Below are 15048 nucleotides of genomic sequence, written 5' to 3'. Positions count from 1 at the left end.
TGACCAAGGCAGACCTCCCAGACCCCGGGCCGAGATACTTTCGTGGCGTCGAGGATGTCCCCGCGCGCTTGGAAAAGCCGAACGGAAATGTCAGAGACAAATTCAATCGTCCGCTGCGCGATTTGAGGATCTCCGTTACGGACCGCTGCAATTTCCGTTGTGTTTACTGCATGCCAAAAGAGATCTTCGGCCGGGATTACGCGTTTCTGCCCAAAGCCGACCTGCTCACCTTCGAGGAGATCACCCGGCTGGTGCGGATCGCAGCTGCCCACGGCGTGGAGAAGATCCGGCTGACCGGCGGTGAGCCATTGCTGCGGAAGAATATCGAGCAGTTGATCGAAATGATCGCCGGGATAAAAACCATTGAGGGAAACGACCTCGACATCGCGTTGACGACAAACGGATCGGCGCTGGCACACAAAGCGCAGTCCCTCAAGGATGCAGGGCTGCAGCGGGTAACGGTGTCATTGGACTCGCTCGACGACGGGCGGTTCAAGGCTATGAACGACGTGGACTTCCCTGTCGCCCGGGTCCTCGAGGCCATTGCGGTGGCTGACGACGTCGGTCTTGGGCCCATCAAAGTCAATACAGTAGTCAAGCGCGGCCAGAACGACCAGGACATCGTTGACATCGCCCGCCACTTCAAGGATTCGCCGTTTATTGTCCGCTTCATCGAATACATGGACGTCGGCACCACCAACGGTTGGAAATTGGAGGAAGTCGTTCCGTCCGCCGAGGTCATTAGCCGGATCAACGCTGAAATGCCGCTCGAGGAAGTCTCCCCCAACTACACCGGTGAGGTGTCGGCACGATGGCGATACAAAGACGGCGGCGGGGAGGTCGGCGTGATCTCCTCCGTTACCCAGGCGTTCTGTTCCACCTGTACGCGGGTGCGTATTTCTACTGAGGGCAAGCTCTTTACCTGCCTCTTCGCCAGTGACGGCCATGATTTGCGCGCGCTGATGCGCGGAGGCTGTTCCGATGCCGAGCTGGAGACAGTGATGGCGCATCTGTGGCGTTCCCGCACGGACCGGTACTCCGAGTTGCGCAGCGCCAACACCAAAGATTTACCCCAACGCGGCAAGATCGAGATGTCCTATATCGGCGGCTGAAATGCCCCGATTTGCACGGAGCCGGAAGGCCGGACTTTCGATGCAATGATGGATGTGTCCTGTATCGGCGGGTAACCGCTATCGCTGTCGTTTGAAAAAGGAGCGTCATGGCTGAGCACATGTATCCAAAAAGCAACATCCGACATGGCCAAGCGCCGCAAGGAGCTGGCACCGGATATTGAGGATGCCTTCACACGGTTCAGCAAAGAGGTGTTCAAAGACGGTGCCCTGGACGGCAAGACCAAGCAGCTAATCGCCGTCGCCGTCGCCCATGTCACCCAATGTCCATATTGCATTGACGGACATACAAAGCTGGCCAACCGCAAAGGCGCAACCGATAACGAAGTGATGGAAGCTATTTGGGTGGCGGCGGAGATGCGCGCCGGTGGAGCTTACGCACACTCCGCGCTCGCCATGCATGCTCTACACGAGAGCGGCCCCCGCAAGAACGAGTAACGGACCGTTTCAGCACCCGCCGGATTGGTATCGTTTATGCAATTACGACGACGGCCGACGAAACGAGATATGCCGTGAAAAAAGTTTCACTTACAGCTCTGATGCGCCAACTATTGGAGACTGCGCTGCGCAGTTCGAGCGGCCGCAGCGCCGATACTGTCTTCGGCGGCCACGAGCACGTCATGCGCCAAACTATGATCGCGTTACGTGCCGGCAGCCGGATGAGCGAACACGAAAATCCGGGGGAAGCAACGTTGCACGTCCTCCAGGGCCGGGTGTCGATGACGGCCGGAGAGAATTCGTGGAACGGCTCGCCCGGAGATCTGCTGATCGTTCCCCAGGAACGGCATGGTCTGGAGGCTATCGAAGACTCTGTCGTGCTCCTGACCGTGGCAAAGCTGCAGTAGCCTCGAGGGAAAACTCCTTCTGCAGCCCTAAGCACGCAAGTGGGCCAGCGTCAGCCCAATGGGGATGCTGACCAGAATGACGACAAGCAGGATGCGATAGGTCCACAGCGCCCATGTAGGACCGTTGCCCTTCCCCCGCACGGTGTGGATCATGAGTGCGAGTGCGATCACGAGCAGCAATCCGCCGCCGTCAACGATAAATGGCATTCGGACGACAGTTCCACCGATCACGGCGGCACTGCCAACATTCCAGGCAGCAAGTTCAGCTGCGGTTTTTCGGCGTGAAGGAGATCCTGGAGCCAATGCCGACTGCGCTGTGCCAAACGCATACTGGGCGACTCCGGCCACCAGAACCTGATAGGCGGCAGCCCAGGAACCATGTTCAAGCCGCATTGGTCCAGTGACGGCGGCGACCAGACCGCCGGAGATGATCCAGGCAGTCCCCAGGACGCGGAATGGACTCAGCCGTGATGTATCGGTGAAGCGTTCTTGCCGAACATTCATGTGACTGCTCCTGAACTGATGGATGCAAGTGTTATATCCGCCGTCATGGGACCGAACTTACACGATTTCTACATTATGTAGAATGGCTCTGCCGGATCCGCATCACCGCCGCCAGCGCCCAATTCCCTCATCGGCTAAATGGATTGTCGGTAGCCGAAGAACTCGTGGTCATTGTTGTAGCCACCTTCGCCACCCCCGAACTCCGAGAAGTCCTCGACGAATTCGATGCCTTTGATCCATTTGACCAGTTTGAATCCGAGCTGCACTTCATTGCGCAATCTAAGTGGGGCGCCGTGCCCATACGGCAAGGCTTCACCGTTCATGTCGTAGGCAAGCATGGTCAGGTGGTAGCTCATCTGTTCAATGGGCTGGGCGTCGTAGTAAATACCGCCGTCGGGTCCTTCCGCGAAGGAGTAGAAGATTACCCATTTCGCTTCGGGCTTTGGCTTCACCACATCGACGATGGTCTGCATCGATATGCCACCCCATTTCGCAACCCCGGACCAGCCCTGGATGCAGAAGTGCTGGGTAATCTGCTCGTGGTACGGCAGGTTCCGCAACTGGAACAAATCGAGGTCAGACGGATTTTCCACCAAGCCGGATACCCGCAGCCTGTAGTCGGCGAAATTGTTCTCATAGAGTTCCTTGTACTCAGGCGTTTCCGGATATTTGCCGTTGTGCCACATGTATGGGGAGATATCTTTTTCGGTGTACTGGCCGGGCTTGGAATCAAGATGCTCAAACAGTCTTTGAACCGGCCCAATCAAGGCATAACCGATGCGCTGGACAGTACGCGGATGCCGGTACGTGAAAGGGGTCACCGCGACCCACAGCAAGATCATCACGACCAGCGACGCGGCGAAGATCCAGAAACCGACCCAGCTGTCCGCGTCGTTACGGTTGGCGTACATCATGTTGAAGTTGTGCAATGCGTCCGTGGCGACCACCAGAGTCACGTGCATGACAATGAACAGCAGGAACCAGAGCAACACCAGGAAGTGCAGCGAGCGCGCAACCTGGATGCTGAAGAATGAACTGATCCATCTGAACTTTGTGGACAGTGCAGGCGACATGCCCAGGCCGGTGATGAACGCCAATGGAGCCGCGATGAACACCGTGATGAAGTAGGCGATGACCTGCAGGCTGTTATAGGCAACCCATGCGTCGTCGGTGGGCCAATCCAACGACAAATATTGGATCATCACCGATACGGCGTTGGGGAAAACCTCCCAGCTGGTGGGTACCAGCCGCAGCCAGTGCCCGGTGGCGAAAACGAGGATATAGAAAATAATACCGTTGAGCAGCCAAAGCGAGTTGATGCCCAGATGCCACCACCGGGCGAGACCGATGGAATGTCGCCGCCCTGGCAACCCAACCCCGTCGGGCAGCGTGATCGAATCCTGTTTAGCTGTCCACAAAGGATCGGCGGGAACCGGCTTCTGCACCCGGAACCAATCCTTGCCCGGCGTCGAATGCCGGGTCCAGTAAAACCGCGGATGGTCGGCAATGATCGTCAGACCGGAGCGGATGATCGGAATCATCAGCAGCATATTGAAGAAGTGCTGCCAGCCAACCCACGTGGGGAAGCCCGCATTCGCCTCTGCCCCGCCCGGAAAGACGGTGCCGGGATACTCTTCCATGAACTGCGCCACGACGGGAATTTCCCGCAATCCCTTGGCCACGGCGATGCCGACGATGAGCAGAACGAAGCCGATCGGCAGCAGCCACAGCAAATTAAACCACTTACTCCTGCCAATCCGGAGCCGGGGTGCGACGCCATATTGCGCCGGAACAGAACCTGCCCAAGAGCCGTCTACGACGTCGTACTTCCTCCGGTCCAGTTCATCCCGGAAACCGGCCAATGCCTCCGGATTGATATTGGAGGCCGCCGGGGGCGGTAGCTCATCTGGGGTGGGCCTGCCATCGAGTGACATGATGCTCCTTCACGCTTCGTCCATCCCGCCGCGGGTAACTCCCACAGCGCAGCTTGATCCATCGCGCCCTTGACTGACCGGTCGCCGCCGGACACCCCATTGTGCCGGCGGAAACCACCCACTTGCGCGCTTCAGTGTCCGAAGACGTTGGGTAGATGCCGGATCAGGAAAAAGGTCATGGTGACGGCCCACAGGCCGAGCACGATCCATAGCATAGCCAAGTGATACCGGCAGCCCTTTTTCCAGAAGTCCACGAGGATTATGCGGATGCCGTTGAAGGCGTGAAACACAATGGCGGCGACCAGAGCCGCTTCACCGAGTCCCATGAGCGGATTCTTGTAAGCGCCAATAACGGCGTTGTAGGCCTCCGGCGAGACCCGCACCAGTGACGTATCCAGCACATGCACCAGCAGGAAGAAGAAGATCACGACGCCGGTGATCCGTTGGCCAACCCATGCCCATTGACCTTGTTGGCCCCTGTACAAGGTACCGGGTGTCCTGGCCGCCATCAGTGCTCCCTCTCCTCATGCCCTAAGCAGTTGTCGATAAGCCCGCGGCAACAGTCCGGCAAGCCTATGCTGAAACTCACCAAATGCGTACCGTCAAGTTCGAAATCGAACCATTAACCAATCCTGCCTGCGTGGAAAAGATGCGGCCACTGCTCTGCACCGCTGGCTCACCGAACGCCGATTGTTGACGCTGTTTGAAATAGCGGCGTTTCTGGCTAGGCTCGTCGTTGAGAGCAAGTCTGTCCCACCCGTCCAGGCGAGACGGAGCCGGCGAGCCAAAGAAGGTGTGCGGTGGAAGCGACAGTCGCGACGAAAGCATCGGAGATCATGACGACGCCCGTGCTGACGGCGTCGCCGGACACATGTGTGGCGGACATCGCCACCCTTCTGCGGCAGCACCGCATCAGTGCCGTTCCCGTGGTCGACGACGGCGGACACGTGGTGGGACTGGTCAGCGAATACGATCTGCTGGCAAAGACCGGCTCCGCCGCCGCAGATGTCATGAGCACTTCCGTCATTTCGGCCACGGCTGACACACCGATCGCCGATATCCGGCAGCTCCTGGTCGAACAGCGGATCCGCCGGTTACCTATCCTGCAGGACGGCAAGCTGGCGGGAATTGTCAGCCGCGGAGACATTGTGGCGCTGTTGGCGACCGAATGGGTGTGCGGCGTCTGTGGCGAATCGTCCCGGGGCGAGCGTCCGCCCGCCAATTGCCCGAAATGCCATGCCGGCGGCGAGGGATTCCACTTCCAGGAGCAGCTGCCGGGGCCCTGATCGTGCCGGGGTTACGGCAATGGCAGGATTCGTGAGAGAGGTTCGTAATGGCTGAGACGACGGGTACGACGGCGGAGGGCCGCGTTAGCGACGAGGGTTCCTGGGAGGCTGAGCGCCCGGAGGTGCTGCTGGACTATTACCGGCAGATGGTGCTCATCCGGTCCTTCGAACTGACGGCTTCGGAGATGTACAAACGGGCCAAGATCGGCGGCTACTGCCACCTCAACCTCGGCGAGGAAGCCACCGTCGTCGGGCTGATGGCGGCCCTCGAACGCCGTGACTACTTGTTCACCAACTACCGCGATCACGGCTACGCACTCTGCAAGGGTATGGAACCGGGCGCGGTGATGGCTGAATTGTTTGGCAAGACGACCGGGGTCGCGAAGGGCCGCGGCGGCTCCATGCACATGTTCGATACCGAGACCCGGATGCTGGGCGGGTATGGCATTGTCGGCGGGCAGCTGCCGCCAGCCACCGGCGCCGCGCTGGCAGTGGCCTACCGCGGAGAACCCGGACCGGAGGCGGAAGCGGTGATGTGCCAACTGGGAGACGGCACCACCAACATCGGCGCCTTCCATGAGTCCTTGAACATTGCCGCCATCTGGGATTTGCCGATCGTGTTCGTGATCGTCAACAACCGGCTGGGGATGGGCACCACCGTGGAGGCGGCATCCGGCGAACCTGAGCTGTATAAGCGTGGTGCCTCGTACCGTATCCCCGGCGAGCGCGTCGATGGAAACGATGTCCTCGCCGTCCGGGAGGCTGCAGCCAAGGCGATGAACCGGGCAAGGACTGAGCGGAAGCCCTATCTGCTCGAAGTGATGAGCTTCCGGTTGAAGGGGCATTCGGTGGTTGACCCGGCACGCTACCGCTCGGCAGAAGATACTGCGGAGGCCAGCGAAGCCGATCCGCTGCCTGCCATGCGGGAGCGGCTGCTGCGGGCGTCAGTGTTTGATGAAGACCAGTCGATGAAGATCGAGGCCGACGCCGATGAACAAGTGGCTGCCGCCGTCGCCTTCGCCGATTCCAGCCCGGACCCATCACCGGACGAACTCTTCGACTACGCCTACGCCACTGATGTGCCGAACGCCCCGCATACACTGCCCGGCGACCCGGTAGTGGAGATGCCATGACCACCAGCGGAGGAGACCAGATGCCCGTCATCACCTACCGGCAGGCGCTCAACGACGCGCTGCGGGCAGAGCTGACCCGCGACGAGAACGTGTACCTGATGGGCGAAGAGATCGGCATCTTCGAAGGCTCCTACAAGATCACTGCCGGCTTGCTCGACGAATTCGGGCCGAAGCGGGTGCGGGATACTCCGATTGCCGAAGAGGGTTTTGTCGGCGCGGCTATTGGTTCGGCGATGCTGGGGCTGCGGCCCGTCGTCGAAATCATGACGATCAACTTCAGCCTGATTGCGATAGACCAGATCGTGAACCACGCGGCCAAGATTTACGGCATGTTCGGCGGGCAGACGCCGGTGCCGATGGTAATCCGCACTCCCGGCGGCGGCGGGCAGCAACTGGCAGCCACTCACTCCCAGAACCTCGAGGTCTGGTACGCACATATCCCTGGCCTGAAGGTGGTTGCACCGTCCACGCCCGCCGACGCGAAGGCGCTGCTGACGGCATCGATCCGCGACGATGACCCGGTGATCTTCCTGGAGAACCTGTCGCTTTACAACACCAAGGGCGAAGTGCCCGACGGCGAACAGGTTGCAGAGATCGGCAAGGCCGCGGTGGCTCGGGAAGGCACCGACGTCACGGTCATCGCCTACTCCCGGGCAAGCGTGGTCGCCGTCGAAGCCGCCCGGCAGCTGGAAGAGGAAGGCATCTCCGTGGAGGTGGTGGACCTGCGCAGCCTCCGCCCGCTGGACCGGCCCACCATCTGCGAGTCGGTACGGAAGACCAGCCGCGCCGTCGTACTCGAAGACGATTGGCTCAGCTACGGCATCGGGGCAGAGATCTCGGCCACGCTGATGGAAGGTGCCTTCGACTATCTGGACGCGCCGGTGCGCCGGGTGGCAGCCGCCGAAGTGCCGCTGCCCTACGCCAAACCGTTGGAGTCGGCCGCGCTTCCCGACGCCAAGGACCTGATCAAGGTCATCCGCGAGCTGCTCGAAGCCACCAGCTTCGGCCGATAGGAGTTCCCATGTCCGAAGTAGTGATGCCCCGCCTGTCCGACACGATGGCGGAGGGTGTGCTCAGCCGCTGGTTGATGAATGAGGGCGACGCCGTCAAAAAGGGCGATGTGCTCGCTGAGATTGAAACCGACAAGGCCACCATGGATCTGGAGGCGTTCGAGGCCGGGGTGTTGGAGCGCCAGCTGGTTCCCGAGGGCGCTTCGGTCCCCATTGGCGAGCCGGTAGCCATCATTGGTGACGGCAGCGGGACCGGCGGAGGACCTGCGCCGGGTGGTGCGGCAGCAACGAAAACGACGGCGGCTGCAGAACCTGCTCCGGGACCTGCGGATCCGGTTCCCACTCCGGCGGAATCGGCGGCGGCGGCCGGCGCCCCGGCGCCAGCGCAATCCACGTCGACGCCGGCAGGGTCCCAGCCATCCGGGGCGGAACGACTCCTCACCTCTCCGCTGGCCCGGCGTATTGCCCACGAGAACAATCTGGATCTGACAACCGTGAATGGCACCGGTCCGGGAGGTCGTATTGTCCGTGCCGATGTCCAAGCCGCCGTTGAGGCCCAGGGCGGTCAGGGCGGGACGACCGCTGCTACTAGGCCTTCGGCGCCAACTGCCAGTCCGCCGTCGTCCACCGGTGCCGCAGCCCCAACCCCAACCAGTGAGGAATCCGAGGAGATTCCGCTGTCCAATATGCGCCGGGTGACCGCACGGCGGTTGACCGAAAGCGCGGCCGCTCCGCATTTCTTCCTGACCAACCTCGTCCACGTCGACCGGCTGCTGGCATTCCGTCAGGAGGTGAACGCCAGCTACGCGGATACCGGCACCAAAGTCAGCGTGACCGACCTTCTGGTCCGCGCCTGCGCCGTCACGCTGCGTGCGCATCCGCAGATCAATTCATCCTGGGGCGGGGACAAGATCCTGCGGCACCGCCACATTAACGTGGGTGTCGCCGTCGCCATTGATGAAGGGTTGATGGTCCCTGTCATCAATGGCGCAGACGCCAAGGGGCTGGACATCATCGCCGCAGAGATGCGCGATCTGGCCGAGCGTGCCCGCGCAGGACGGCTGAAGCCGGACGAGTTCAGTGGCGGCACGTTCACCATCAGCAACTTGGGGATGTTCGGGATCGACAACTTCACTGCAGTGATCAACCCGCCGGAATCCGCCATCCTCGCTGTCGGAGCGGCAGCCGAGGAGCCGTACGTCCAGGATGGAGAGTTGCGCACCCGTAAGACGATGAAGATCACGCTAACCTCGGACCACCGCGTTCTCGACGGCGCAGTGTCAGCGGCGTTCCTTCGCGACCTCAAGCGCACCTTGGAAGAGCCATTGCGGATGCTGCTGTGAACGTGCTCGACACCCTCCCGGTTATTTTCTACGCCCTGTAGAATTATCGGTATGAAAACAGAATTGCCCGATCTGCGGAACCGCGATGACGTCTACGACCTGGTCTTCGGTTTCTACCAGCGCGTCTTCCAGGACGAACTTTTGGGTCCGGTTTTCATCGACGTGGCGCACATGGATCTCGAGGCGCATATGCCGATCATGTGCGACTTCTGGGAGACGGTACTGTTCCGTGCCGGGCTCTATCAGCGCAACGCTCTGCAAAAGCATATTGATCTGCATGAGAAGGCGCCGCTGGGAGCGGAGCACTTTGACCGCTGGCTGGCGATCTGGACCGCGAATGTCGACGACCGCTATGCCGGTCCGAAGGCGGAGCTGGCCAAAATACAGGCGGGCCGCATCGCCCAATCCATTCACCGCCGCTTACAAGGACGTTCCGGCAGCCAGTTCGAGACGATCGGAACGCGCTAGCCCACGCAATAGGAAACGGCGAGGCTGGATCTTCCGTCTGTGCTGCCGAGCGCCTTATTCCGGGGCGGCGTGCGGCGCGTCCATGAACGGAGTCCGCCAGTGGTCGGGGTTAGTCGTCGTGAACTGCCTGCCGGTCAACGACTTCGACACAATCCGCACGAAATGGTCTTTCTTGCCGCCATGCCTGGGAAAGAGCGGCAAGGTAAAGCTCTCCAGCACGTCTTCGGTTTTACGGATCGATTCCGCATCGCCCTTAACCACGACGCTCCATGCCTGCGACGTGGTTGCATCATATCCGTCCACTTCAAAGGCCACCGGATAGGCAGACAGGGCGCCGGCCAGTTTGGTTCCCTTGGAGCTGCGGAAGACGATCCCGCCGTGGTCGACGACGTAGTTGACCGGAAAAATGTCCGGGTGACCGTCGATTAGCACCGCCAACCGCCCTACCTGGACGGATCGGAGCAATGCCCAGCACTCGTTAGGCGCCAGCTCTTTGACTTCATTTTCCGGATTCTCGATGCCCATGGCCAAAGTCTAACGTTCAGATACCGCTGGGGATATGGCTGCTTCAAAGGCAAAGGACGCCGTGACGGGAAATCGATCCGTCCGCCACGGCGCCCTTTTGCTTGCCAGGTGTTACTCGTGCGGATCGGTGATGAAGTCACCACGCTCGCGGATGTTCTCGACGGGCTCCAGGCTCGCGGTCAACCATTCGCCATTGGCGACGGCCTCCAGCACTGACATGCCCGCCTTCTCAGCGGTCTTGGCTATGTAGCCGTTCGACTTCGCGTCGATGTCACCGCGCATCTCAAACAGCACCGATGCCGAGCCCAACAGTCCGTAGGCGTTACGGGCGATGCCCGGCGTCGTCGTGCTGGGGTACCGGGTGACGTTGGCGTAGCCGTACTGGTCCAGTTCCTGCAGCAGCACTGAGACTGCCTGCTTCGACCGGACAATCGTGTCGTCGAACTCTTCCGAGATCCCCAGCTTCCCGGCTTCCTCCAGCGCGTTCGGCCACATGGTCGACGCCGTAATCAGCTTGCCAGCCTCGTCGACGTAGGAACCCTGGTGGTGGAAGTCCATCACCAGTTCAGGCTGGCGCTCCTCCCAGAGCAGGCGCATTGCGATGGATTCGGGAACCGGATTAAGGTTGTCATCGCCCGCTACATAGGGGTGGTCGAACGCATTGTCGCTGTAGGAGTGGAAGCGATTGATGTCGTAACCCCGGCCCTCCTCATAGAACGAATCACAGGCGAGGACGCACGTCGGATCGTAGTTCTGGCGCCACGGAGTTGTTGCGCCTGAAGCGTCGGTGACATCGGCGTCGAACCCGTCCACATTGACGCGCGGCACGATGGTCACGGTCATCTCATCACGAATGTTGTGGGCTGTTGGCGAATTGCCGCTGATGGTCCGGACGATATCGAGCATCGCCTCGGAGACGACGTACTCGTTGCCGTGCTGATTGGCAATGTACATGACCGACGTCGGTCCGTCCCCGATGGTGACGACCGGAATCTCCCTGCCGGTGTTGCTTTCCAATGGCGCCGGCGAAAGATCGAACGATCCCTTGGCATGGTTCTCGATGCTCTCCAGCGTTGACCACAGCTGCTCATAGCTGTGGATCGCCGCCAGGTTGGAAGAGTTCTCCCCGTTCCATGGGCCGTTCGGAGTGCTCTGTGGTTCGGCGACGGCGCTGGCCGAAAAGCCCATCGGAACCAAGGCGACCGCTGCGGCCAAACCGATCAGGCGCTTCCTGCCGGATCTGCGGGACGCCTTCGACTGTTTTGTTTGACTTTCTGAACTCACGTTTAACTCCAACATCGAGCGATTGGGACAAACCAAGCGTTCCAATGTGGAGAAGGTCCGTCAACGAGAATCCACAGGTTTGATCGCAAACGGATCGTCACTCTAGCGTCGTCCGGGGGCACCTGCTAAGATCCGTTTCGCCGCGTTACTATCACCTCAAGAGGACAATACGCAGGGGCGATGAGGCGACCGCTGCACTCCAGCTTTAAAACGTTAAACGTCCCAGGGCTTACCCGACTTCCGCACCGCGTAGTGGTGGCCGCGCGTATCGGATTCGATGTCGAAATCGAGCAGTTGCTTGTCCGACGCGTCCTCATAGGAATCGTGCCGGTGTACGACCGGGCTGCCCGGGTCGTCGCGGTCGGCAGGCCCGAAAAGGCGCTGGAGTTTGTCCGTCTGGCGCATCAACATATCGAGAAAGCTTCGATGTCCAGCCATTGTTCCCACATCCTTGGAATAACCGGTACATCAAGTTTAAGCCAGGCCCTGGAATTGTGCCATGGCTCAAAGCAAGGGCCACGCAGGCCAAATTGGGGCATGGAAATGCCCACTCACAGACTCAACCTTCAGCGATTGTTGACAATCGACAATGTGAGTTGCACCATAGTTTGCATGACTTCACTCAGCCCCGCACTCAAGCAAGCAACTCCCGTCGTCGTCGACCATGCCCTTGGCAGTTGGATTTACGGAACCGACGGCCGGGAATACCTCGACTTCACCACCGGCATCGGCGTAACCAGCACCGGACACTGCCATCCGAAAGTGGTGGAGGCGGCCCGCGAGCAGGTCGGCAAGATCATTCATGCGCAATACACCACCGTGATGCACAAGCCGCTGCTGGCGCTGACCGAAAAACTGGGCGAAGTCCTCCCCGCCGGGCTCGACTCCGTATTTTATGCGAACTCCGGATCCGAAGCGGTTGAGGCCGCGGTCCGCCTGGCCCGGATGGCCACCGCCCGCCCGAACATCGTGGTTTTCCAGGGCGGCTTCCACGGCCGCACGGTGGCCGCCGCCTCGCTCACCACCGCAGGCACCAAGTTCTCCGCCGGTTTCGCTCCGCTGATGGCCGGCGTGCACATGTCCGCCTTCCCATACGCCTACCGCTACGGGTGGGACGAGGCGGCCGCGGTGAAGTTCGCCCTGCAGGAGCTGGACTACCTGCTGCAGACCCGCACCGCACCGAATGACACTGCCGCGTTCCTGATCGAACCGGCCCTCGGCGATGGCGGCTACCTGCCCACTCCCCCGGCTTTCCTGGAGGGACTACGCGAGCGCGCCGACCGGCACGGCATCCAGCTGATCTTCGATGAGGTGCAGGCGGGCGTCGGCCGGATGGGCAAGTTCTGGGGCCACCAGTACTCCACTGCAACCCCGGACATCATCGTCACCGCCAAGGGCATCGCCTCCGGCTTCCCGATCTCCGCAATCGCTGCCTCCACCGAGACGATGTCGAAGGCCTGGCCGGGTTCGCAGGGCGGCACCTACGGCGGGAATGCGGTCTCCGCCGCAGCCGGCGTTGCCACCCTCGATGTGGTGAAAGAAGAGGGTCTGGTCGAGAATTCGCGGATCCGCGGTGAACAGTTGCAGGCCGGGTTGAAGGACATCCAGGCGCACTTCCCGGTGATCGGCGATGTTCGCGGCCTGGGTCTGATGCAGGGCATCGAATTCAGCACCGAAGACGGCAAGCCGGATGCGACGACGGCGGCCGCGGTCCAGCAGGCGACCACCGAGCAGGGCCTATTGAGCCTGACCTGCGGTCCTGCCGGAAACGTGGTCCGGCTGATCCCGGCATTGGTCGTGACCGCCGAGGAGATTTCCCTGGGACTGGAGCGTTTCGAGGCTGCGGTGGGCGCCGTCGTCGGAGCCGTTCCCGCCACCGCCGGAGCCCGGTCCTGATCTGAGCCCGCCGGCCTGCCTGACAGAACTGAACCGCCCTGCCGGCCCTACCCCTTCCACTGCAAGACAAAGGAACATACGAATGACATCCCAGAGCACTCTTTCCACCGACACCAAGCAGGCCGACCCCTCCCGCACCTCGCAAAAGGCGCTGGACGCCGTCGCCAAGGTCAGCACCGGCCTGTTTATCGACGGCGAGTGGTCCGAAGCCGCTTCCGGCAACCGTTTCGACGTCGTCAATCCCGCCACCGAAGAAGTAATCGCCACTGTTGCCGACGGCGGTCCGGAAGACGCCCGGCGGGCCATCGAAACGGCCGGCCGGGTACAGAAGGAATGGGCGAAGACCTCCCCGCGGGAACGCAGCGAAATCCTGCGCCGCGCATATGACCTGATCATGGCCCGCCAGGACGAACTGGCCCTGATCATGACCACCGAAATGGGCAAGCCGCTGGCCGAGGCGAAAGGCGAGGTCGCCTACGCCGCCGAGTTCTTCCGCTGGTTCTCCGAGGAGGCGGTGCGGATCGGCGGCGATGTCACCACCACCGGCGATGGCAAGAACCGCATCCTGGTTTCCAAGGAACCGGTCGGCCCGTGCGTACTGGTCACACCATGGAACTTCCCGCTGGCAATGGGCACCCGCAAGATCGGACCGGCCATCGCGGCAGGTTGCACCATGGTGTTCAAACCCGCCAACCTGACCCCGCTGTCCTCGCTGGCACTGGTCGACATCCTGATTGAGGCCGGGTTGCCCAAGGGCGTACTCAACGTCGTCTGCACCACCAAAGCCTCCGACGTCGTGTCCCCGTGGATGTCCAGCGGAATCGCCCGCAAGGTCAGCTTCACTGGCTCCACCGAGGTCGGAGTGCGGCTGCTCGGGCAGGCTGCCGAACACGTGATGCGTTCGTCGATGGAGCTGGGCGGAAACGCGCCGTTTATCGTCTTCGAAGACGCCGACCTTGACCGCGCCGTCGAGGGTGCAGTGGCGGCAAAGATGCGAAATATGGGCGAGGCCTGCACGGCGGCCAACCGGCTCTTCGTGCAGCGTCCGATTGCCGACGAGTTTGCCCGCCGGCTGGCGGATCGCCTGGGTTCGCTCTCGGTGGGCAATGGCGCGGAGCCTGGTACCGACGTCGGGCCGCTGGTTGAGGAAAAGGCGCTGGCCAAGGTGCAGGAGCTGGTCGACGACGCCACATCCAAGGGCGCCAAGGTGGTCTGTGGCGGCTCGCGTCCGGAAGGGCCGGGGTACTTTTACACCCCGACCGTCCTGTCCGATGTCAGCCCGTCGGCGGACCTGATGAGCCAGGAGATTTTCGGCCCGGTTGCCCCGGTGGTTCCGTTCGACACCGAAGAGGAAGTCATCCAAATGGCCAACGACACCCCCTGGGGCCTGGTCGGTTATCTCTTCAGCCAGGACGTGGACCGCGGTTTCCGTGTGGGCGACGCGCTGGAGGTCGGCATGGTCGGCTTCAACACCGGAATTGTCTCCAATCCGGCAGCGCCGTTCGGCGGAATTAAGGCCTCCGGACTTGGCCGGGAAGGCGGCCGTGTGGGCATCGAGGAGTTCCTCGAGACCAAGTACATGGCCATCCCGCGGACCTAGTTTTCCGCCGCCAGCAACAGGGCTGGAAAGCCGGCCGGAATTAAGGGGTTTACACCTCTTGTTCCGGCCGGCTTAGTCATGTAGATTGTT

16 protein-coding genes are annotated in these 15048 nt (G+C 61.4%); 10 read left to right on the top strand and 6 right to left on the bottom strand.

What is annotated here, in order from left to right:
- Window positions 1-68: 68 nt before the first annotated feature.
- The 3 genes from moaA to ACX80B_RS07195 all read left to right on the top strand — a co-directional run bounded on the left by moaA (window position 69) and on the right by ACX80B_RS07195 (window position 1975).
- Window positions 69-1112 carry a GTP 3',8-cyclase MoaA gene (gene moaA / locus ACX80B_RS07205; protein ID WP_459294958.1) on the top strand — a complete coding sequence of 348 codons (1044 nt, stop codon included), beginning with the start codon at window positions 69-71 and terminating at the stop codon, window positions 1110-1112.
- 144 nt (window positions 1113-1256) lie between these two features.
- A complete protein-coding gene (locus ACX80B_RS07200; protein ID WP_459294559.1) occupies window positions 1257-1568 on the top strand; it encodes a carboxymuconolactone decarboxylase family protein in 312 nt (103 codons plus the stop codon).
- Between the two features lie 74 nt (window positions 1569-1642).
- Window positions 1643-1975: a cupin domain-containing protein gene (locus ACX80B_RS07195; RefSeq protein ID WP_459294557.1), complete on the top strand. Its 333-nt coding sequence runs from the start codon at window positions 1643-1645 to the stop codon at window positions 1973-1975.
- 27 nt (window positions 1976-2002) lie between these two features.
- On the opposite strand, the gene ACX80B_RS07190 is transcribed toward ACX80B_RS07195, so the two are convergent.
- The 3 genes from ACX80B_RS07190 to sdhC all read right to left on the bottom strand — a co-directional run bounded on the left by ACX80B_RS07190 (window position 2003) and on the right by sdhC (window position 4922).
- Window positions 2003-2479 (bottom strand): hypothetical protein, encoded by a 477-nt coding sequence (locus ACX80B_RS07190; RefSeq protein ID WP_459294555.1) that lies wholly within the window; start codon window positions 2477-2479, stop codon window positions 2003-2005.
- 134 nt (window positions 2480-2613) lie between these two features.
- Window positions 2614-4413 (bottom strand): molybdopterin-dependent oxidoreductase, encoded by a 1800-nt coding sequence (locus ACX80B_RS07185; protein WP_459294553.1) that lies wholly within the window; start codon window positions 4411-4413, stop codon window positions 2614-2616.
- 131 nt (window positions 4414-4544) lie between these two features.
- Window positions 4545-4922, bottom strand: coding sequence for a succinate dehydrogenase, cytochrome b556 subunit (gene sdhC, locus ACX80B_RS07180; RefSeq protein ID WP_459294551.1), 378 nt, complete (start codon window positions 4920-4922; stop codon window positions 4545-4547).
- Window positions 4923-5213: 291 nt separating this feature from the next.
- Here sdhC and ACX80B_RS07175 point away from each other — a divergent pair, with 291 nt between their 5' ends.
- Genes ACX80B_RS07175 through ACX80B_RS07155 form a run of 5 tightly spaced genes read left to right on the top strand, consistent with a single transcriptional unit; the run spans window position 5214 to window position 9653 of the window.
- Window positions 5214-5699 carry a CBS domain-containing protein gene (locus ACX80B_RS07175; protein ID WP_459294549.1) on the top strand — a complete coding sequence of 162 codons (486 nt, stop codon included), beginning with the start codon at window positions 5214-5216 and terminating at the stop codon, window positions 5697-5699.
- 47 nt (window positions 5700-5746) lie between these two features.
- Window positions 5747-6832, top strand: coding sequence for a pyruvate dehydrogenase (acetyl-transferring) E1 component subunit alpha (gene pdhA, locus ACX80B_RS07170; RefSeq protein ID WP_459294547.1), 1086 nt, complete (start codon window positions 5747-5749; stop codon window positions 6830-6832).
- A complete protein-coding gene (locus ACX80B_RS07165) occupies window positions 6829-7845 on the top strand; it encodes an alpha-ketoacid dehydrogenase subunit beta (RefSeq protein ID WP_459294545.1) in 1017 nt (338 codons plus the stop codon). Before pdhA ends, ACX80B_RS07165 begins: the two co-directional genes overlap by 4 nt.
- An 8-nt stretch (window positions 7846-7853) precedes the next feature.
- Window positions 7854-9185 carry a pyruvate dehydrogenase complex dihydrolipoamide acetyltransferase gene (locus ACX80B_RS07160; protein ID WP_459294543.1) on the top strand — a complete coding sequence of 444 codons (1332 nt, stop codon included), beginning with the start codon at window positions 7854-7856 and terminating at the stop codon, window positions 9183-9185.
- Window positions 9186-9236: 51 nt separating this feature from the next.
- Complete coding sequence (locus ACX80B_RS07155; protein WP_459294541.1) at window positions 9237-9653, top strand: group III truncated hemoglobin; 417 nt, start codon at window positions 9237-9239, stop codon at window positions 9651-9653.
- A 54-nt stretch (window positions 9654-9707) separates the two neighbouring features.
- On the opposite strand, the gene ACX80B_RS07150 is transcribed toward ACX80B_RS07155, so the two are convergent.
- The 3 genes from ACX80B_RS07150 to ACX80B_RS07140 all read right to left on the bottom strand — a co-directional run bounded on the left by ACX80B_RS07150 (window position 9708) and on the right by ACX80B_RS07140 (window position 11900).
- Window positions 9708-10178: a pyridoxamine 5'-phosphate oxidase family protein gene (locus ACX80B_RS07150; protein WP_459294539.1), complete on the bottom strand. Its 471-nt coding sequence runs from the start codon at window positions 10176-10178 to the stop codon at window positions 9708-9710.
- Between the two features lie 111 nt (window positions 10179-10289).
- A complete protein-coding gene (locus ACX80B_RS07145; RefSeq protein WP_459294537.1) occupies window positions 10290-11462 on the bottom strand; it encodes a M14 family zinc carboxypeptidase in 1173 nt (390 codons plus the stop codon).
- A gap of 213 nt (window positions 11463-11675) precedes the next feature.
- A complete protein-coding gene (locus tag ACX80B_RS07140; protein ID WP_459294535.1) occupies window positions 11676-11900 on the bottom strand; it encodes a hypothetical protein in 225 nt (74 codons plus the stop codon).
- Window positions 11901-12074: 174 nt separating this feature from the next.
- Here ACX80B_RS07140 and ACX80B_RS07135 point away from each other — a divergent pair, with 174 nt between their 5' ends.
- Both ACX80B_RS07135 and ACX80B_RS07130 read left to right on the top strand, forming a co-directional pair.
- Window positions 12075-13358: an aspartate aminotransferase family protein gene (locus ACX80B_RS07135; protein WP_459294533.1), complete on the top strand. Its 1284-nt coding sequence runs from the start codon at window positions 12075-12077 to the stop codon at window positions 13356-13358.
- 82 nt (window positions 13359-13440) lie between these two features.
- On the top strand, window positions 13441-14958 hold the full coding sequence (locus tag ACX80B_RS07130) for an NAD-dependent succinate-semialdehyde dehydrogenase (RefSeq protein WP_459294531.1): 1518 nt from the start codon (window positions 13441-13443) through the stop codon (window positions 14956-14958).
- Window positions 14959-15048 lie beyond the last annotated feature (90 nt).

Source organism: Arthrobacter monumenti, from assembly GCF_054511255.1.
Note: the sequence above shows the minus strand (reverse complement) of the source record. Positions and strands in the feature narration are given on the sequence as shown.